This is a genomic window from Rhodoferax sp. GW822-FHT02D07 (genome assembly GCF_058802405.1).
The window spans coordinates 690,619-710,490 of sequence record NZ_JBXAOD010000002.1 but is presented as its reverse complement, the minus strand read 5'-3'; the positions used below and the strand labels follow the sequence as shown (position 1 = coordinate 710,490).

Here is a 19,872-nt window from a genome sequence, read left to right as displayed (position 1 = left end):
GCTTCCAGCCATACTGCCATGCGCGCACCGGTGCTGGCCTATATTGGCCTGGGAGCCAATCTGGGGGATCCGGTTGCCGCGTTGCGGGGGGCACTGGCTGCGCTAGCGGCCCTGCCGCAGTGCACGCTGACGGCCCAGTCTCCACTCTACGGCAGTGCCCCGATTGACTCCGGCGGGCCGGACTACGTCAACGCCGTGGCCCAGCTCTCCACCACCCTGACTGCCCCCGCATTGCTGCAGGCCTTGCAGCAGGTGGAGCAAGACGCCGGGCGCGAGCGCCCCTACCGCAATGCCCCGCGCACGCTGGACCTTGACCTGCTGCTCTATGGCAGCGCCCGCATCCAGAGCGCTGCACTCACTGTGCCGCACCCGCGCATGCAGGAGCGCGCCTTTGTGCTGCGCCCGCTGGCCGATGTGGCTCCGGAACTGGTGGATGCCAAGGCCCTGGCGGCGGTGGCCGACCAGGGGCTCTGGCGGCTCTGACCCCGGTTTTCCCCGGCCAAACGGGCCGTGGCGCTGTAACCCGCTTGTACCCGTTTGGCAGGGTAAATCCGGGCATTTCCGCTCCGCCATACCGCTTTTGGCATGGTTAAATTACAAAATAATTAAAGGAGATTGGAATGCGCTTAGACCGACTACGCTTGGCCACCAAGCTATGGGCCGCCATGGGCCTGATGGTGCTGCTGTTGGCCATCATCATCGCATTCACCGCATTGCAGTCGCGCAAGTCGCGTGAGGCCTACGGCACCATCAACGCAGCCATGGTGGGCCAGATCAAGATGGCAAACCAATGGGCTGCGCTGGTCGACGTGAATTCCACGCGGGCCTATGCAGTCGTGGTGGCCGTCGACAACGGCGTGGCCAATGCCTTCAAGGACGAAATTGCCCAGAGCAATGCCAAGATCGAGGAACTGCAAAAGGCCATTGAGGCCGCAGACCCGTCCGATGCTGAAAAGGCCCAGTTGGCCAAGATCACTGCGGCGCGCAAGACCTTGCAAGACCTGACCAGCCAGACGGCGCTGCTCAAGGTGACCAAGCCGGCCGAAATGCCGGCTTTTGTGGAAACACAGTACCGCCCGGCCGTGCTGGCGCTGCAGAAGGCCCATCAGGAATTCGTGGCCATGCAGGATGCGGCCAACGACGAGCTGCGGGAGAACTTCGAGGCCGAGGGCCGCCGCCTGATCATGACCTCGGCCGGTGGCCTGGTGCTGCTGATTGGCGGCATTCTGGTCGGCGCCGGGTTCCTGATCCGATCTATCCAGCAGCCCTTGTTGCAAGCCAACACCCTGGCCGCGCGCATTGCCGAGGGCGATCTCAGCGGAAATGTGGATGAAAGCCGGGCCGACGAGTTTGGTGACCTGATGCGCTCCCTGGCCACCATGAACCGCTCGCTGGGGCAAATGGTGGCCCAGGTGCGCCACAGTACCGACAGTATCGCCACCGCCAGTACCGAGATTGCGACCGGCAACAACGACCTGGCCCAGCGCACCGAACAGACCTCCAGCAACCTGGCATCCACCGCCTCCAGCATGGACAGCCTGACCCACGCCGTGCGCCTGAGCTCGGACAACGCGCACCAGGCCGCCACGCTGGCGGCCAATGCCTCCACCGTGGCCCAGCGCGGTGGTCAGGTGGTATCGCAGGTGGTGAGCACCATGCAGGAGATCGACGCAAGCAGCAAGAAGATCAACGACATCATCAGCGTGATCGACGGCATCGCCTTCCAGACCAACATCCTGGCGCTGAATGCCGCGGTGGAAGCCGCCCGTGCAGGCGAGCAGGGCCGTGGCTTTGCCGTGGTGGCCTCCGAGGTCCGTTCACTGGCGGGCCGGTCGGCCGAGGCGGCCAAGGAGATCAAGGGCTTGATCGGTACCTCGGTGGAAAAGGTCGAATCCGGCACCAAGCTGGTGACGGATGCTGGCGCCACCATGCAGGAGATCGTGCAGAGCGTGCGCCGCGTGGTGGATGTGATTGGCGAGATCACCGCCGCCTCCAGCGAGCAGAGCGCGGGCATTGCCGAGGTGAACCAGGCCGTGGGCAATCTGGACCAGATGACGCAGCAGAACGCGGCGCTGGTGGAGGAGAGTGCTGCGGCCGCCGAGAGCCTGCGCGACCAGGCGACCCAACTGGCCCAGGCGGTGTCCGTCTTCAAGGTCGCGCCGCAGTTGGGCCACGGCGGCGGACATGGCAGCGGGCGCGATCTGCCGTTGCTGACGACCTAGCCGAGCCGCTTCAGCAGCCCCGGCAGGCCGGAGCCAAGCAGGGCCAGACCTGACAGGGTCAGCAGGCCCAGCACGATCTGGCGGAAGCGCGCCTCGCTGATGCCGATGTAGACACGGGTGCCCAGCAGCGTGGGCACCAGCATGGCGGGTGCCACCACCGCAAACAGCGGCAGCATGTCACGCGTGACCAGACCAGTGGCCAGGTAGCTGGCCATGGTCACCACCAGCATGGACAGGTTGAAGTTCTGGATGATGGAGCGCTGGACGTCCTTGTCCATGCCGCGCAGCGTGCACCACAGCGTGGGCAGCGCCCCGGTAAAGCCGCCCAGACCGCCCATGACCCCGCCACTCAGGCCGGCCACGGCGTCGGCCCAACGGCCCACGTGGGACAGGCGTGGCAGGCTGTGTGCCATCAGCATGGTGGGGCACCAGGCCGCCAGCAGCAGGCCCAGGATGGTCTTGAACCAGGCCATGTCCAGATGCGGAAGCAGCCACACCCCGATGGGCACGCCCACCAGACCCCCCAGCACAAAGGGCGCGAGCCGCACCTTGTCAAAGCCGCGGCGCACCGACACGGCGGCGATGATCTGCCCCGTCAGCCCGCCAAACACGGCCAGTACCGCCGCCAGGCGTGGTTCCAGGCTCCAGGCCCAGAAAGACATGGACACCAGCCCGAAGGCAAACCCGGAGAGTCCCTGCACAAAGCCGGCGACGACAGCACCGAGTGCGACGATGAGGTAAATCGAATCCATGGCCTGCATTGTTGCCGCGGATACGGCGGCAGAAATAAAAAAGCGCTGCAGGTGCAGCGCTTGGGGCGGCGGCGAATGGCCGATCAGGCGACTTCGGCGATCAGCTCGATCTCCACGCAGGCACCCATGGGGATTTGCGCCACGCCAAAGGCGCTGCGCGCATGCGCACCTGCAGCGGGGCCGAAGACTTCGCCCAGCAGCTCGCTGCAGCCGTTGGTGACCAGGTGCTGTTCGGTGAACTCGCCGGTGGAGTTGACCAGGGACATGACCTTGACGATGCGCTTGACGCGGTTGAGGTCGCCCACGGCGGCGTGCAGGGTGCCCATCAGGTCGATGGCAATGGCGCGCGCGGCGGCTTTGCCTTCTTCGGTGCTGGTGTTCTTGCCCAACTGGCCCACCCAGGGCTTGCCGTCCTTCTTGGCGATGTGGCCGCTCAGGAAGACCAGGTTGCCGGTTTGCACAAAGGGCACATAAGCGGCGGCGGGCACAGCTACAGGCGGCAGGGTGATGTTCAGGGCGGCGAGTTTGTCGTAAATGCTCATGGAAAGTCCTTCTGGGTTAAAAGTGCTGCCAGCCCACATGGAATGTGCGCAAGCAGCTATTTAATTGATAGCGCTTTGCCCTTAGGTCTGGCCGCTTCCCTGGGACTGGCTTTGTCCCAGGGTTGGCGGCTGCCGCATCTCGGCGGTCAGCGCAGAACCGCTATTGTCACTGGGGATTTGGGCCACAGTCACGCCCACGGTCAGCGTATGGCTGGCGCCGCCGTGGATGACGCCGCGCAGCGGCGACACATCGCCAAAATCGCGGCCGGTGGCTACGGTCACATAGTCCACGCCGGGTGCGAACCAGCCCCAGCGGTTGTTGGTCGGGTCCAGGTCCACCCATCGCTGGCCCTCGGGCAGGTCGGCCACATAGACGCTGGCCCAGGCGTGCGAGGCGTCGCTGCCGATGAGCTTGACTTCGCCGGGCGCGGGCTGGGTCAGCAGGTAGCCGCTGACGTAGCGCGCCGGCAGGCCCATGCTGCGCAAGCAGGCCAGCATGATGTGGGCGAAGTCCTGGCACACACCCTTGCGCTGCTCCAGCGCCTGCAGGGCCGGGGTGTTGATCTGCGTGCTCTGGCTTTCGTAGGTGAAGTCGGCGTGGATGCGCTCCATCAGGTTCACCGCCACGGCCAGCACATTGACGCCGGGCGAAAAGCTCAGCCGCGCGTAGCGGGCGAATTCCTGACGGCGCGGCACAAACGGCGAGGCGAAGACGAATTCGGAGGCTGGCTCGTACGCGGCCTGTGCCTGATAGCGCATGCGGTCGCGCAACTGTTCCCAGGGTTGTTCGCTGCTGGGCTGGGCCACGGCGTTGGTGGACACCAGGCTGAGCGCCTGCACCTCCAGCACCGTGTGTGGCACCTCCAGCGAAAAGAAGCAGCGCGTGTTGCCGTACACATCCAGCGTGCTGCGCTGCTGCGCGGGCATGGGGTTGATGTGCAGCGCATGGCTCATCACGTTCTGGCCGGCATGCTGCAGCGGATGCAGGTAGGCCATGTGCTGCGCGGTCTCGACCGCCGGCTGGTAGTCGTAACGCGTGGTGTGGGTGACTTGCAGCAGCATGTGTCGCTCCCTCAGGTGCCCAGACTGTGCTTGGTTTGGCCCGAGTGGGTGAAATAGGTGCTGCTGATCTCTTCCGACACCGTGAAGGCGCAGTGGCTCAATTCGTCCAGCAGCGCGCGCAGCTCTGGCGCTGGCGGCTCGCCAGCGGGCGTGTTGCACAGGTGGGCCAGGTCCCAGGTGTCGGGGTTGGGCACGCGCATGGCGAGTTCGCTCAGCTCACCGGCCGGGCTCAGCGCCAGCTTGGCCAGGCGTCCGCGCAAGGTGTGCGCCACCCATGCCAGGGAGCGCGGGTTGTCGCGGTCCAGCACCAGCAGGTCGGTCAGCGCGGCAATGTCGCGGCTTTGCTGGTACTCGGCGTGGAAGGTGATAGTGCTGTCAAACAGCGTGAGCAGGGCTTCGAAGCCGCCGTCGGTGTCCACCGAGCCGGTCTCGAAGCCGCGTGCCAGCGCATTGGCCAGGAAGTGCAGGCGCTCGATGTGGCGGCCAATGCTCAGCAGGCGCCAGCCATCGTCGCGCGTCATGCGGTCGGTCTGCGCACCGGTGATGGCAGCGAGCTGGTCGCTGAGTTCGCCCAGCACGCGCAGGGCCTGGGCTGGGGCGTAGTCGCCCTGGGCGCTGAGGCGGCGGCAATGGTCGAACAGCTCTTCCTCGGTGCGCACGATGGTGTGCCAGTGTTCCTGCGAAAGGCGCTCGCGCACGGCAGCGGCAGCCAGCTTGAGCGCGCGCACATTGAAGCCCACGCTGGTGGCCCCTTCGGGCGCTGCAAGGCTGGCGATCAGGGTGCGCTCGAACACGCGGCGCGCCTGCACGGCCGAGGGCGTGCCCGGCAGCACCAGCGTGTTGGCCACGGCCAGTTGCGAGAGCCATTGCAGCAGCGGTACCGAGGTTTGGTTCTCGCCGCCCAGGCATTCCAGCGTGAGTCGCGCCAGGCGCTGGGTGTTCTCGGCGCGCTCGGTGTAGCGGCCCAGCCAGTAGAGGTTTTCGGCCGCGCGGCTGGTGACCAGGCGCTTGCGCTGCGAGAGCACAGTGGGGGTGAGCGCGCTGGGCAGCAGGGTGGTGGTGTCCACCTCGCCCTCAGTCAGCGCCCAGACGTCGGCGCTGCTGCCGCCGCGCTGCATGCTGGCGATGTCGGCATTGGTGCTGCTGGCCACGCGGGCCAGTCCACCGGGCAGTACCCGCCAGCGCGGCTGGCCTTGGGCGTCCTGTCCGTCGGAGATGGCAAACACCCGCAGCAGCACCGAGCGGGCAACCATGCTGCCGCTACGCCCCGGTTCGCCACTGTTCCAGGTAGGCATTTGCGAAAGCGGCATATAGGCCTGCACCGTGTGGTCTTCGCTTTGGCGCATGATGCGCCCGGCCCAGGCGTCCAGCGCCGTCTGGCCCAGGGTGTGGCCCAGCACCGACTCGAAGCTGGTGTGCAGGCTGGAGCCTGGGTAGGTGGGCTTGATGGTGTGCTCGCGCAGGCGCGAGAGTGCGTCTTCCATGGCACTGCGCTCGCCGCACCACCAGGTGGGCAGGGCCGGCAGGCTGAGTTCTTCGCCCAGCGCATGGCGCGCCAGCGCCGGCAGGAAGCCCAGCAGCGCTGGCGATTCCAGAAAGGCCGAACCGGGCGCATTGGCTACCAGCACATGGCCGGCGCGTATGGCCTGCAGCAGGCCGGGCACGCCCAGGGTGGAGTCGGGGCGCAGCTCCAGCGGGTCCAGGTACTGGTCGTCCACACGCTTGAGCAGGCCATGCACCGGCACCAGGCCGCGCAGGGTCTTGAGGAACAGGCGCTCGTCGCGCACGATGAGGTCGCTGCCTTCGACCAGACTCAGGCCCAGGTAGCGGGCCAGGTAGGCGTGTTCGAAATAGGTCTCGTTGTAGGGGCCCGGGGTCAGCAGGGCGATGTGGGCATCAGCCCCGGCCGGGCTGTGCGCCTTCAGGCTGTCGACCAGCGCGCGGTAGGTGCCCGCCAGGCGCTGCACTTTGAGGGCTTGGAAGGCCTGGGGAAACTGCCGCGAGACGGCCAGCCGGTTTTCCAGCAGGTAGCCCAGGCCGCTGGGCGCCTGGGAGCGCTGGCCGACCACCCACCAGTTGCCGTCCGGGCCGCGGGCCAGGTCAAAGGCGGCCACATGCAGATGGCGCCCACCCACCGGGGGCACACCAGCCAACGGCCGCAGGTAACCGGGGTGGCCATGCACCAAAGCGGGGGGCAGCAGGCCCTGGGCCAGGAAGGACTGGGGGCCATAGACATCGGCCATGACGGCTTCGAGCAGGCGCATGCGCTGCTGCACGCCGGCTTCGATCTGCTGCCAGCTGGCAGCGTCCACGATCAGGGGGAACAGGTCCAGTGACCAGGGGCGCTGGGGGCCCTCGGCGTCGGCGTAGACGTTGTAGGTGACGCCGTTGTCGCGGATCTGGCGCTGCAGGCTGGCTGCGCGGGCGTCCATGGCGGCACTGGAGTGCTCTTCCAGTTGCTCAAGAAATTGGCTCCAGGCTCCCGTGAAATCTGCGCAAGCAGCTATCGATTGTGTAGCGCCGGCGGTGTCGCCGTTGGGGGTGGGAGCGGGCTTGCCATCGGTGCAGCCACGCAGTTCATCGAAATGGCCGGCTGCGGTGGTGCACGCACGTGCCCGCTGCAGCAGGTCTGCAGCGCTGGAGAGAGAGTCCGCGAGGCGGGGATCGGTTGGGGCGTTCACTGGCGCAGAGTATGCCAGTGCAGGGGGCCTGGCAATGCAGACGGGGCACGCAAGGCCTGTGCCGCCCCCCAACTGCACAAAGTTGTCCAAAGACCGCTACCATGGTCCCCTGCGAAGAACGTTGGACGCATTGGAGAAAAAAGCATGGCCCCTCGGTGGCGCATAGCGGGATGGCTGGGACTGGCGTGCTGCCTGTGGGGCTGCGTGGCGCCCGCAGCCCAGGCGGCCGACTACCGCATGGCCACGCTGGAATGGGCGCCCTATACCAGTGCCGATTTGCCTGGCCAGGGCTTTGTCTCGGCCACCATCCGCGACGCCCTGGGTGCCATGGGGCATTCGGTCGACATCCGCTTCTTCCCCTGGTCGCGCGCGGTGCATCTGGTGGATTCTGACCCCGACTACATCGCCTTCTTCCCCGCCTACTACTCGCGTGAGCGCGCCCGGCGCTACCTGTTTTCCGAACCTGTGGGGCGCAGCACCATGATGTTTCTGGAACGCAGCGACAAGGTGGTGCGCTGGTCCAGCTACGACGACCTGCGCGGGCTGCGCATCGGCGTGGTGCGGGGCTTTGTCAACACCGAAGAGCTGGACAGCCGCATTGCCAACAAGACGCTGGACGCGGAAGAGGTGCCGGACGACCGCAGCAATGTGCTCAAGCTGGCCGCTGGGCGGGTGGACCTGGTGGTGATCGACAGCCACGTCTACCAGCATCTGGTGCGCACCGATGCGGCGGTGGCCCAGGTGGCTTCGCGCCTGCAGGCCAATGCCAAGGTGCTGGAGGTGAAGAATCTCTACGTCTGCTTCCAGCGCAGCCCTGCGGGAGAGGCCGCGCTGCGCGCGCTCAACACCGGCATGCGCAAGCCGCCGTTGCGCGCTTCGGCGCCAGCGCCCTGAGGCCGTTCAGGGCCGGGCCAGCAGCTCGGCCAGCGCCAGCGGCTTGGCGTAGTGGTAGCCCTGCCCGTAGTCGCATCCCATGTCTGCCAGCAGGGCGCCGGTGCGGGCGTCTTCAATGCCTTCGGCCACGGTGGCAATGCCCAACAGGCGCGAAAGCTCCAGCGCCGACTTGATGATCTGGAAGCTGCGTTCGGACTCGTGCATCTGCGCCACAAAGGCGCGGTCGATCTTGATGGAGGTGAACGGCAGGGTCTGCAGGTAGTCCAGTCCGGCGTATCCGGTGCCGAAGTCGTCCAGCGCAATGCCCACGCCCATGTCGCGCAGTTGGGCGATGGCTTTGGAGACCTGTTCCACGCTGCTGATGATGACCGTCTCGGTCAGTTCGATGCGCAGCTCGGCTGGCGGCATGCCGCTGTTCTGGATGCATTGGCGGATGCTGTCCACGATGCCGGGGTGGCAGAGCTCGGGCGCCGAGAGGTTGACGCTGACAAACGGCGTGGCGCTGGATGCGGCCAGGCAGCGTTGGCGCAGCTGGGGCCAGTCGGCACTGGCACGCTTGAGTACCCATTGGCCGATGCGGTGTACCAGCCCGGTTTTTTCGGCCAGGGGAATGAATTCGTCGGGTCGCACCACGCCCAGCGCCGGGTGGCGCCAGCGCACTAGGGCCTCGAAGCCGGCCAGCGTCTCCCCGTCCAGGCGCACGATGGGCTGGTAGTACAGGTCGAGCTGGTCGTGGTCGATGGCGTCCGAGAGATCATGCGCCAGCGACAGGGTGCGCACGGCGGCAGCGTGCAGGTCGGTGCTGGGGGGCGCATCGGTTGGTACCTGGGCAGGCACCTGGGCGGCCAGCGCATCGCCCTGGGGCTTGTTGCGAAAGCGTTCCAGCAGCAGGCGCAGCAGGTACTGGATGACCGGGTCGGCGCGCAGCAACAGTTCTTCCACATGGGTGCGGTCGATGCGCACCAGGGTAGTGGGAATCAGGGTGCGTACCGTGGCGGTGCGGGCCTGGCGGTCCAGCAGGGCCACTTCACCAAACATGGCGCCCTGGGCGAGCACGGCAACGCGCTGCTGGGCGTTGACCGGGCCCACCAGCACTTCCACACAGCCCGATTCGATGACGTAGGCCGAGTCGCCCGCGTCGCCCACGCTGAAGACGGTGAGTCCTGCGCCAAAAACTTCGCGGCTGAATTCGCTGACCAGGGTGTGCATGGGGCCCTCCGGCTGGTATCGGGTTATTTGGCGAAAAGCTGGCCGATGTCCTTGAAGGCCTTGAACTCCAGGGCATTGCCGCAGGGGTCCAGCAGGAACATGGTGGCCTGCTCGCCCACCTGGCCCTGAAAGCGGATGCCGGGCTCCAACACAAAGGCGGTGTGGCGGCTCTTGAGCCGCTCGGCCAGTGCGTGCCAGGTATCCCACGCCAGCACCACGCCAAAGTGCGGCACGGGTACATGGTGGCTGTCCACCTCATTGGTATGGGCGTGGATCTGGGATTCGTTCTTGGGCGCCAGGTGAATTACCAACTGGTGGCCAAAAAAATTGAAGTCCACCCACTGCGCACTGCTGCGGCCCTCTTCGCAGCCAAACACCTCGCCATAGAACTGGCGCGCCAGCGCCAGGTTGTCCACGGGAATGGCAAGGTGAAAGGGCTGGAGTGACATGGCGGTGTTTGTTGGCAATGACAGGGCCGATGCTAACCCACGCTCAGCCCAACGGCAGCGTTTCCAGCACGGCGTAGCTGGTCTTGAGCCAGGTTTTCACGCGCTGGCGCTCCAGCATGCCCAGCGCATCCTTCCCCTCCTTGCGGTGGATGGCTGCCCAGAAGCTGGCGTTTTGCCGGTCGATCTTGCGCATGCTGGCTTCATGCAGAGCCGGCAGGCTGACCACCTGGCCGCCCAGTGCAGCCGCCTTTTTGAGGGCCGCAGAGTCGTCCAGCTGGGAGAAGTCGCTGCCCCGGCCCAGGTTCTTCACCACGATGTAGTTGGGCCCGGCGCCATAGGTGGCGACCAGCCGGTCCAGCAGGTCCACCGAGTCCTTGCCGGCGTCGGCCACATGCCAGAAATTCACCGTGACGCCCAGGCTGGCCATGAGCGAGACCAGGTCCGAGTCCTTGACCCAGCGCGCCAGGGGAGCCGCCGTTTGTGCTGCCAGGTCCACGATGACGTTGGGTGGCACGCCAATGACGGGCTCCTCTTCGAATACGCCCGCAATCAGGTCCAGGCCCTCGTAGCTGTCCACCACGACCGGGGCGGCGTAGTCGGCATAGAAGCGGGTGAAGGAGGTGTGGGAGCGGTCGGTGTCAAAGCCGGTGAAGGCCCGGCCCTGGTCGATGAAGTACTGGGCCAGCACACGGGCGACGACGGATTTGCCGACCCCGCCTTTTTCGCCGCCGATGAAATTGATTGAAGCCATGAAGTTCCTTAAAGAAGGTCACAGCGTATGCAAGTTGCGTGCAAGGCATAAGTCAGTGCTTGGGTGATGTCTGCCGTCGCCCAAATACTGACTCCCTAAGGTAGCGACGCCGCTGGGGCAGTTATCACCAATTGCAACCGGTTCAAGATTTCAAGGGTGTTTCAAGCTTCCGGCACATACGCTAGGCGTCAACAGACCGGTTGCAGACATTCGGTTTTCTCTACAGCAGCCACTGAACCGAGATACTCACCTGTTGTTTTGCTCTTTCAAAAACTCAGGGTCAATCCACGCGGAGAGAACGTTGTCTGGAAGATCCAACGCAGGCCTCGGCGATACGAGTTTCGACATGAACTCAACCTGAGAATTAGCCAATGGTTCGAATGCATTGGTTTCATGGTCCCAGAAGGCTATAGAGTCATGCCTTTGCACGAAAAAATTGCCACATTCATCTTCAGCAAATGCCTCAAATGATTGCTCCGTAATCTGTATGGGCGCAGGGCCGTCGAGTCTCCGAATGACACCGAACTCTGCGCCATCAGCACTACGAAATACCTTTCCTTCAATCAGTTCGATGAACATTTGAATAGGGCTCCTACAGACTGACTGCAGACATTTGCTGAGCTTGGAAGCAGTCGTTAAGGGAGAGGTGACGGAGGCGCCGTCACCTGATTAGACGATGACATGGCCATCAGCGTAATTGAATCGGTAATTTTTGTTTTCGAAATCGCGAGCCTCAATGAACTGCGGCCCGAGCGCAAAAACTTCGGTAAAGATGTCTGCACCAGATGCCGACCAAAGAAGTAAGCCGTCTTTGTTGAAACGTGCGATTTCTAGTTCTCCGTGCGAGACCAACGCTTGATGCGCCTCGTCATAGTGAACGCCGAAACAAGTAGCGGCATCAGTTTGTAACGACCACCTGTATTCGAACGGTGCGGGGCGAAGGCAGACCACATGGCGACCGACGGCAAAGAAGAGCAGATCGTCAAGAACAACTGCGGAATGTTCGTGTACCCCACTGCAGCCACCGCTATCGCCAAGAACGGCAAGAGGTTCTCCGTTGAGGAGGACACCGTGAACTGATGTTGAACGGTATTCGTCGTCCAGGTTCTTGGAATAACCGTACGAGCGCGCATTGTCTGTTGAGCCAAAGGTGTAGGCTGGCTCGTTGATTAGCTCAATGTGACCAGCAAGGCAGTCAATTCTCATAGAACCTAACGAATGGCCAAGAGGACATAGTGCTCACGACTATAGCCCAATAGACTCTGGCGCCTGGATGCCCGCTTTCGCGGCAAAGCTCAGACGTCTGCAGACTGAAAGCTGACGTTAACGAATGCGTGGCGTACGGCACTGAAGCCACTTCACGCAACCAGCAATAAGAAAAGCGGCCCCAATCACGCAGTAAAGGACAACGGCACCGTGCAAGCCGAAGGCCTCGTATGCTGCGGACTTCAGCCAACCCCAACGGCCAGTAAAAGGTGGCTTCGCTGGGTCCATCCAATCCACCATTGCAAGAAGTAGGAAGCAACAGCCAAGACCCAAGGACGCCGTAGCTTTCTGTTGGGGAGTGAAAGGCGTCTTCCAGTGAGGGTGGTCGGGTTCTCCGCGATTTAATTTCATTGATGGTTTTACTGGTAAAGACTGGTTGCAGACTTTCGGTGCGCTCCAAAGCAGCCGTTAACTTGCATATGACAGGGCCATAGCACGACGTATTGAACGCACCCTGCGCGGACTAGATCTGTGTTCTGTGAGATGTTAAGCAGCAGGACGAACTGCCTGTGCTGCATAAGCAACAACGAATCCCCTTGCTTCTTCCAGCGAAGCAGGATAGCGCATGGACTTTCCGCCGCCCGGCGTTTCATAGACGGTCTGAAAAATGAAGCCATGCTCTACCAAGAACTCCACCTTTTTCCATTGAGCTATGTCAGTAGCAGCGGGCGCTGAGAATTTGCGGCTAAGTAATACCATTGCTCCTGCACACTGCGGACAGCGCCTGGGATGGTCACTCGTAGGCTTCTTGAAGGATTTCCTGCAATGGAAACAGACATGCGGGTAAAGAACTCTCTGAGTATCTTTTACCTTCTCGAAGTAGGAGTGATGCTTGAACGCCATGTTGTCGTCAACGAATATTTAATCGGTTCCGAAGTCTATCGACCCGACACCACGACGCCTCCAGACTGAAAGCCGACTTTCGTATCGCTCCGAAGCGGTCGTTAATGTTGTAGGTCACTGGCACCCGGCAAACTGGTGCCGAGTGTCCGTGTGCGCTGACCTTCTAAGCTTCGAACTCATAGTACGAACCACCCGTGACTTTGCCATTTGTGAGATCCACAGAAAACGCATGCCACGAGTCATCAAAACACCATGCCTCCCCCGTCAACTCGTTCCCAAGCACCGCCAGATTGCGAAAACCATCCCAGGAAATTCGCCGTGTGCACCACACCTTCGCAGCACCTCGGAATGCCGAAAAATCCGTAACGGTACCCGCAATTACCAGATCAGGCGCCGGGCTCGTCAATAGAAAGTCAATATCGCTTTCGTACTGTGCCAGAAGGATTCCGGATTGAATATCGACTAAGTAACCCTGGCCCTTGGCGACCACCAGAACGGAATCGCTCTGCGGGAACTCGACAAGGTCTGTGAGACTCGTGCCTCCGGGCTGGAAGTTTCCCACCCACGGCTGACCGTGATTTGGTGTGAACTCAACAACATAGCCTTCACGGTGCATCCCTTGACCCGTCGCGCTGTACTGGCGCGGACGCTCCCCCTCTCCCGGCAATCCTGGCAACTCTCTGCAGTGAGCGAGTGTTTTCATAGAGGCTCAACGAATATTGAATGGAAGAGTCATCGGAATCGTATCAAACTGGACCATGGCGCCGCATGTCCGGTATCGCCGCAAAGCGGCCGTGACCTAAAGTAGCCCGACGTTTGTGGGCTACCAACCACCTCACCCGCAGAGCTGGGGGAATGGCTTTCCGCCGCTTTCTGGGCGTGTGACAGTATGAGGCGGGGGCCGTTCCTCCAGCTCCGAAGCGACCCTGTGAAAAGGGAAGTGCTACATATTCAGTAGCTGTTTGCGCATATTTCACGGGGGCTAGAGCCTGATTTCTTTCAAAATCAGCCTCGCCGCAAATCCTTGGTAAACGGAAACTCCTTGCTGCCGGCGACATGGATGGTCGCCGGTGGCACCACCTGCAAGCCGGGTGTATGGCCCATGGCCGCAAAGCGCGCCAGGCGGCGGCTTTCGGCCTCGTAGCTGTTGACCGGGAAGGTGTCGTAATTGCGCCCGCCGGGGTGGGCCACAAAGTACTGGCAGCCGCCCAGCGAACGCTTCATCCAGGTGTCCACAATGTCGAAGGTCAGTGGTGCGTGCACGCCGATGGTGGGGTGCAGGCTGGAAGGCGGGTTCCAGGCCTTGTAGCGCACGCCGGCCACAAACTCGCCCACGGTACCGGTGCTTTGCAGGGGTAGGGCTTCGCCGTTGCAGGTCACCACGTAGCGGCTTTCGTTCAGGCCCGTCACGCGCACCTCGATGCGTTCCAGGCTGGAATCCACATAGCGGGCGGTGCCACCGGCCGTGCTTTCTTCACCCATCACATGCCAGGGCTCCAGTGCATTGCGCAGCGTCATTTCCACACCCGCCGCCTTGACCGCACCCAGCAGCGGGAAGCGGAACTCGTAATGCGGGGCAAACCAGCTGGTATCGAACGCATAGCCCGTCGCGTTCATGTCGGCCATCACGTCGTCAAAGTCCATCTTGATGAAGGTGGGCAGCATGTAACGGTCGTGTAGCTCGGTGCCCCAACGGGTGACGGGCGCCTTGTACGGTGTTTTCCAGAAGCGGGCCACCAGCGCGCGCAGCAGGAGCTGCTGCACGCTGCTCATGTGCGGGTGCGGCGGCATTTCAAACGCACGCAGCTCCAGCAGGCCCAGGCGGCCCGTGCTGGAGTCCGGCGAGTACATCTTGTCAATGGAGAACTCGCTGCGGTGCGTGTTGCCGGTCACGTCGATGAGGATGTTGCGCAGCGTGCGGTCCACCAGCCACGGCGGCATGCTCTGGCCGTAGAGTTCGCGGTTTTTGTAGATCTGCTCGATGGCAATTTCCAGCTCGTAGAGCTGGTCGTTGCGCGCCTCGTCCACGCGCGGGGCCTGGCTGGTGGGGCCCACAAACATGCCGCTGAACAGGTAGCTCAAGGACGGGTGGTTATGCCAGTAGAGCAGCAGGCTGGCCAGCAACTCAGGCTTGCGCAGGAAAGGGCTGTCGGCCGGCGTGGCGCCGCCCATCACAAAGTGGTTGCCACCGCCCGTGCCGGTGTGGCGGCCATCGGTCATGAACTTCTCGGCTGACAGGCGCGACTCAAACGCCGCGTTGTACAAAAACTCGGTGTTGTAGACCAGTTCCTTCCAGTTGGTGACCGGGTGGATGTTGACTTCGATGACGCCGGGGTCGGGGGTGACCTGCAGCAGCTTGAGGCGCGGATCGCGCGGGGGCGGGTAGCCTTCCAGCACGATCTGCATCTTCAGTTCGGTGGCGGTGGCCTCGATGGCGGCGAGCAGGTCCAGGTAGTCTTCCAGCCGCTCCAGCGGCGGCATGAAGATGTACATCACGCCCGATTTGCTTCCCACGGCTTCGGCCTTGGGGCCGCTGGCACGGCGCGGGTCGCGCACTTCCACGCACAGCGCGGTGCGGGTGATCCAGTGCGCGCTCTCGAAGCGGTCGGGGGCCTGGGCGTAGCGCGCGGGTTCGGGCTGGCGTGCCTGCAGGGCCTTGTCGCCGGCCTCGCCGCTCACGCCGGGCGCCTGCAGGCTGCGGCGGGCTTCGGGGGTGCTCAGGTTGCCGGCAAGGTAGGGCAGGCCGCTGTCGGTGACGCTGCCACCTTGCGCATTGCTGCCGGGGGCGTAGCGCGCGGCAAAGCGGCTGTGCGGGGGCAGGGGGCCGCGGTCTTCGGTGGGGTCGCGTTCGATCAGGTAGGGGTAGTCGCCCTGGCTGACCCAGGGCAGCGAATCCAGCGGCAGGCGCAGGCCCATGGGCGAGTCGCCGGGCATGAGGTACATGCGCTCGTCGCGGAAGAACCAGGGCCCGGTGGTCCACTCGGGGCCGCTCAGGCCGGGGTTGTTGCTGGCGCCGGCTTTGAGCGGCAGCACATAGCCAACCACCGAATCCAGCTTCTGCTCGAACACGCGGCGCAGGCGGGCACGTTCCATCTCGTCGTCGAGCTTGGCGTTGAAGGGGTCCACGTTCACCGGCAGACGGCGCTCGCGCCAGAGGTAGTACCAGGTGTCCTCATAGCCGGCCTGCACGTATTTGTCAGTCAGGCCCAGCTTGCCGGCCAGGGTGCGGATGAAGTAGCCCGCATCCTCGGCCACATAGTGGGTGGGCTCGCGTTCGTCGGTAAAGAGGGCGGTGTTGTTCCAGACTTTCTGCTTGTCGGCGCGCCAGTAGATGTTGAGCGCCCAGCGTGGCAGCTGCTCACCGGGGTACCACTTGCCTTGGCCAAAGTGCAGAAAGCCACCCTGGCCGTATTCGTCGCGCAGCTTGTGCGTCAGCTCGGTGGCAAAGCCGCGTTTGGTCGGGCCCAAGGCATCAGTGTTCCACTCGGGCGCGTCGCGGTCGTTCACTGCAACAAAAGTGGGTTCGCCGCCCATGGTGAGGCGTACATCGCCGGCCAGCAGCTCGGCATCCACGGCTTCGCCCAGCGCCATGACGGAGCCCCATTGCTCGGGGGTATAGGGCTTGGTGACGCGGGGAGATTCGTAAATGCGGGTGACCTGCATGTGGTGGCTGAACTCCACCTCGCTCTTGTCCACACCGCCTTCGATGGGGGCGGCGCCGCTGGGCTGCGGTGTGCAGGCCAGGGGGATGTGGCCTTCGCCGGCCAGCAGGCCGCTGGTGGCGTCCAGGCCGATCCAGCCAGCGCCGGGCAGGTAGACCTCGCACCAGGCGTGCAGGTCGGTGAAATCGACCTCAGTGCCGCTGGGGCCGTCCAGCGATTTCACGTCGGGCGCGAGCTGGATCAGGTAGCCCGAGACAAAGCGCGCAGCCAGGCCGCAGCGGCGCAGCAACTGCACCAGCAGCCAGGCCGAATCGCGGCAGGAACCGCTGGCCAGCGCCAGGGTTTCTTCGGGCGTTTGCACGCCGGGTTCCATGCGGATGGTGTAGCTGACGGCCTTGTGCACCAGCTGGTTGATGTCCACCAGAAAGTCGATGGTGCGGCGCTTTTTCAGGTCGATCTTGTCCAGAAAGCCCTTGAACAGCGGCTCCATGGCGTCGGCCACGAGGTAGGGCGCCAGTTCCTGCTTGAGGGCGGACTCGTACTGGAAGGGGAACTCTTCGGCGCTCGGCTCCAGGAAGAAGTCGAAGGGGTTGTAGACCGCCATTTCGACCACCAGGTCCACGGTGACCTTGAACTGGGTGGTCTTCTCGGGGAAGACCAGGCGGGCCTGGTAGTTGGCGAAGGGGTCCTGCTGCCAGTTGATGAAGTGGTTGCCGGGTTCGACCTTGAGGGAGTAGGACAGAACTTTGCTGCGGCAGTGGGGCGCAGGGCGCAGACGGATAACTTGGGGGCCCAGATTGACCAAACGGTCGTAGGTGTAGTGGGTAACGTGGTTCAGCGCTGCGTGAATGGACATGGGCCGGTCTCGGTAGGGTACACACTGGAAAGCCGGTGCGCTGTCTGCCGCACCGACCCCATCCTAACAATGGTGGATGACGAGGGGTTCCAAGCAAGTCCCGCGCCATGCAGCCCAGCCCTTTGGCGGCGCGGTTAGCATGGCCGCATGTTCTTTGCCGCCAACCGCACCAGCGCATGGCCCCGCACGGTGTTTGCGGCGCTGCTGGGCTTTGTGCTGGGGGCGGCGCTGCAGTTGCAGCAGGCGGCTTTGTGGCCGGTGTGGGTCTATGGATTATTTGTGCTGCTGGCCCCCGTCCTGTATGTGCAAGCAGCTCCTGAAAAGATAGCACGTTGGCTGCCAAGCCGCGATGGTCTGCTGCCTCTGGGGCTGGCCTGTGTGCTGGTGTGGTGTGCTGGCATGGCGCTGGGCTTGGGCAGCACCGGTTTGCGCGCGGTTGTCTTTGCCTGCCACACGCTGGCCCCGGCGCTGGAGGGGCACGACCTGCGGGTCACCGGTGTGGTGGAGGGCTTGCCGCAGCCCACGGACGCCGGCCTGCGCTTTACCCTGCGCGTGGAACATGCCCTGCTGGACGGGCAGCCGGCGGTGGTGCCCGGGCGCTGGGCTGTGGGCTGGTATGCCCAGGGCTACGCGCTGGGTGGCGAGCAGACGGGTTTGCAGCGCGTGCCGGCCCCGCTGCAGGCGGGCGAGCGCTGGCAGTTCACCCTGCGGCCTAAGGCACCGCATGGCAGCATCAACCCGCATGGCTTTGACTACGAGCTTTATCTGTGGGAGCAGGGCGTGCAGGCCCGTGCCTATGTGCGCGCCGGCCCGCGCGACCCCGAGCCGCGCCAGCTGGGCCAGACCTGGCAGGCGCCGGTGGCCTGGGCGCGTCAGCAGTTGCGCGATCGCATTCTGGCGGCCCTGCCAGAGCGGCGCGCCGCCGGCCTGTTGGCCGCGCTGGTAGTGGGTGACCAAGCGGCGGTGGAGCGCAGTGACTGGGATGTCTACCGCGCCACGGGCGTCAGTCACCTGATCTCGATTTCAGGCCTCCACATCACCATGTTTGCCTGGGGCGCTGGTTGGTTCACGGGCTGGTTGTGGCGGCGCTCGCGCCGACTGTGCCTGTTGTTGCCAGCGCCCTCTGCCGCGCTGCTGGGTGGCCTGTTGCTGGCCACGGCCTATGCGGTGCTGGCGGGTTGGGGTGTGCCAGCGCAGCGCACCTGCCTCATGCTGGCAACCGTGAGCCTGCTGCGTCTGGCTGGCGCGCGCTGGCCCTGGCCGTTGGTGTGGATGCTGGCTTGCGCCGCCGTGGTGGCGCTGGACCCCTGGGCCCTGTTGCAGCCGGGCTTCTGGCTCAGCTTTGTGGCGGTGGGGGTGCTGTTTGCTACAGATTCAGGAGCTGCTCGCGCAGAATCCACGGGGGGTATGGGGCGATTTTTCTCCATGCTGCGGGAGCAGTGGATCATCACCTTGGCGCTTGCGCCACTGACGTTGTTGCTGTTCGGGCAACTGTCCGTGGTGGGCTTGCTGGCCAATCTGCTGGCCATTCCCTGGGTGACATTGGTGCTCACGCCGCTGGCCTTGCTGGGCGTGGTGGTGTCGCCCCTGTGGGCGTTGGCAGCGCAAGCCAGTGAGGCCTTGTGGTGGTGTTTGTCCGCCATGGCGACCTGGCCCGGAGCCACCTTCAACCTGCCTTTGCCGTCGCTGGGCTGGGGCTTGTTGGGCGTAGCGGGCGGAATGCTGATGGCCGTGCCGGTGCCATGGCATCTGCGCGCGCTGGGATTGCCCTTGTTGCTGCCGCTGCTGTTCTGGCACCCCGCCGCGCCCGCGCCGGGTACGTTTTCCCTTCTCGCTGCCGATGTGGGGCAGGGCAATGCGGTGCTGGTGCGCACGGCGGGCCATGCGCTGCTGTTTGACACCGGGCCCCGCTACAGCCTGGAGAGCGACGCGGGCCACCGCGTGCTGGTGCCCCTGCTCAAGGCGCTGGATGTGCGGCTGGACACTGTGGTGCTGAGCCACCGCGATACCGACCATGTGGGTGGCGCGGCGGCCGTGCTGGCCATGCAGCCGCAGGCGGCCCTGCTCAGCTCCATCGAGGCCGAACACCCGCTACAGCAGCTGCGCACCGCCCGGCGTTGCGAGGCGGGCCAGCGCTGGGTGTGGGATGGAGTGGACTTCGAGGTGTTGCACCCGCAGGCGGCGGACTATGCGCAGCAGCCCTTGCCCAAGCCCAATGCGCTGTCATGCGTACTGCGCATCAGCGATGGCGCACACGCCGCGCTGCTCGTGGGCGACATCGAGGCCGCGCAGGAGGCACGCCTGGTGGCGGCCTGGCAGGGCACGGACCATTTGCTGGCCGACGTGCTGCTGGTGCCGCACCATGGCAGCAAGACCTCCAGCACACCGGAATTCCTGCAGGCCGTGCAGCCCCAGTGGGCGCTGGTACAGGCGGGCTACCGCAATCGCTTTGGCCATCCAGCCGCGCCGGTGGCTGAGCGCTATGCGCAGGCAGGCACCCAATTGGTGACGTCGCCCCGTTGTGGTGCCATGCTCTGGCGCTCGGAGCAGCCCCAAAATGTGGCGTGCCAAAGGGAGGATGGGCGCCGATACTGGCATCATGATGTGCCATAGTGGTGCATGCAGGACTGGTGCTTGCCGTGGCACTAAGCTTGCATGGAAGCTGTCATAGGAGAGGTCTTTT

The 19,872-nt window shown here is 64.2% G+C and carries 16 protein-coding genes; 4 read left to right on the top strand and 12 right to left on the bottom strand.

The window, feature by feature from the left end; translation table 11 throughout:
* Positions 1-18 precede the first annotated feature (18 nt).
* Positions 19-483, top strand: coding sequence for a 2-amino-4-hydroxy-6-hydroxymethyldihydropteridine diphosphokinase (gene folK, locus AC1RNN_RS07965; protein WP_493087160.1), 465 nt, complete (start codon positions 19-21; stop codon positions 481-483).
* A gap of 137 nt (positions 484-620) precedes the next feature.
* On the top strand, positions 621-2,222 hold the full coding sequence (locus tag AC1RNN_RS07960) for a methyl-accepting chemotaxis protein (RefSeq protein WP_493087162.1): 1,602 nt from the start codon (positions 621-623) through the stop codon (positions 2,220-2,222).
* Here the strand turns inward: AC1RNN_RS07960 and AC1RNN_RS07955 are convergent.
* The 4 genes from AC1RNN_RS07955 to AC1RNN_RS07940 all read right to left on the bottom strand — a co-directional run bounded on the left by AC1RNN_RS07955 (position 2,219) and on the right by AC1RNN_RS07940 (position 7,259).
* Positions 2,219-2,974: a sulfite exporter TauE/SafE family protein gene (locus AC1RNN_RS07955; RefSeq protein ID WP_493087163.1), complete on the bottom strand. Its 756-nt coding sequence runs from the start codon at positions 2,972-2,974 to the stop codon at positions 2,219-2,221. The genes AC1RNN_RS07960 and AC1RNN_RS07955 overlap by 4 nt on opposite strands.
* An 83-nt stretch (positions 2,975-3,057) precedes the next feature.
* Positions 3,058-3,516, bottom strand: a complete 459-nt coding sequence (locus AC1RNN_RS07950; protein ID WP_493087165.1) for a RidA family protein — start codon at positions 3,514-3,516, stop codon at positions 3,058-3,060.
* Positions 3,517-3,597: 81 nt separating this feature from the next.
* Entirely contained in the window at positions 3,598-4,578 is a 981-nt protein-coding gene (locus tag AC1RNN_RS07945; RefSeq protein WP_493087167.1) for a transglutaminase family protein, read from the bottom strand.
* 11 nt (positions 4,579-4,589) lie between these two features.
* Complete coding sequence (locus AC1RNN_RS07940; protein ID WP_493087169.1) at positions 4,590-7,259, bottom strand: circularly permuted type 2 ATP-grasp protein; 2,670 nt, start codon at positions 7,257-7,259, stop codon at positions 4,590-4,592.
* Positions 7,260-7,403: 144 nt separating this feature from the next.
* Between AC1RNN_RS07940 and AC1RNN_RS07935 the strand changes: the two genes are divergently transcribed.
* Entirely contained in the window at positions 7,404-8,153 is a 750-nt protein-coding gene (locus tag AC1RNN_RS07935; protein WP_493087170.1) for a substrate-binding periplasmic protein, read from the top strand.
* A gap of 6 nt (positions 8,154-8,159) precedes the next feature.
* On the opposite strand, the gene AC1RNN_RS07930 is transcribed toward AC1RNN_RS07935, so the two are convergent.
* The 8 genes from AC1RNN_RS07930 to AC1RNN_RS07895 all read right to left on the bottom strand — a co-directional run bounded on the left by AC1RNN_RS07930 (position 8,160) and on the right by AC1RNN_RS07895 (position 17,189).
* Positions 8,160-9,362, bottom strand: a complete 1,203-nt coding sequence (locus AC1RNN_RS07930; RefSeq protein ID WP_493087172.1) for an EAL domain-containing protein — start codon at positions 9,360-9,362, stop codon at positions 8,160-8,162.
* Between the two features lie 23 nt (positions 9,363-9,385).
* Positions 9,386-9,811, bottom strand: a complete 426-nt coding sequence (locus AC1RNN_RS07925; RefSeq protein WP_493087174.1) for a VOC family protein — start codon at positions 9,809-9,811, stop codon at positions 9,386-9,388.
* 43 nt (positions 9,812-9,854) lie between these two features.
* Entirely contained in the window at positions 9,855-10,562 is a 708-nt protein-coding gene (locus tag AC1RNN_RS07920; RefSeq protein ID WP_493087176.1) for a P-loop NTPase family protein, read from the bottom strand.
* A 246-nt stretch (positions 10,563-10,808) separates the two neighbouring features.
* Positions 10,809-11,141 carry a hypothetical protein gene (locus AC1RNN_RS07915; RefSeq protein ID WP_493087178.1) on the bottom strand — a complete coding sequence of 111 codons (333 nt, stop codon included), beginning with the start codon at positions 11,139-11,141 and terminating at the stop codon, positions 10,809-10,811.
* 90 nt (positions 11,142-11,231) lie between these two features.
* Positions 11,232-11,768 carry a hypothetical protein gene (locus AC1RNN_RS07910; RefSeq protein WP_493087180.1) on the bottom strand — a complete coding sequence of 179 codons (537 nt, stop codon included), beginning with the start codon at positions 11,766-11,768 and terminating at the stop codon, positions 11,232-11,234.
* Between the two features lie 546 nt (positions 11,769-12,314).
* A complete protein-coding gene (locus AC1RNN_RS07905) occupies positions 12,315-12,671 on the bottom strand; it encodes a hypothetical protein (RefSeq protein ID WP_493087182.1) in 357 nt (118 codons plus the stop codon).
* 163 nt (positions 12,672-12,834) lie between these two features.
* A complete protein-coding gene (locus AC1RNN_RS07900) occupies positions 12,835-13,374 on the bottom strand; it encodes a hypothetical protein (RefSeq protein ID WP_493087184.1) in 540 nt (179 codons plus the stop codon).
* A 302-nt stretch (positions 13,375-13,676) separates the two neighbouring features.
* Entirely contained in the window at positions 13,677-17,189 is a 3,513-nt protein-coding gene (locus tag AC1RNN_RS07895) for a transglutaminase family protein (RefSeq protein ID WP_493087186.1), read from the bottom strand.
* A gap of 147 nt (positions 17,190-17,336) precedes the next feature.
* Between AC1RNN_RS07895 and AC1RNN_RS07890 the strand changes: the two genes are divergently transcribed.
* On the top strand, positions 17,337-19,802 hold the full coding sequence (locus AC1RNN_RS07890) for a DNA internalization-related competence protein ComEC/Rec2 (protein ID WP_493087188.1): 2,466 nt from the start codon (positions 17,337-17,339) through the stop codon (positions 19,800-19,802).
* Positions 19,803-19,872 lie beyond the last annotated feature (70 nt).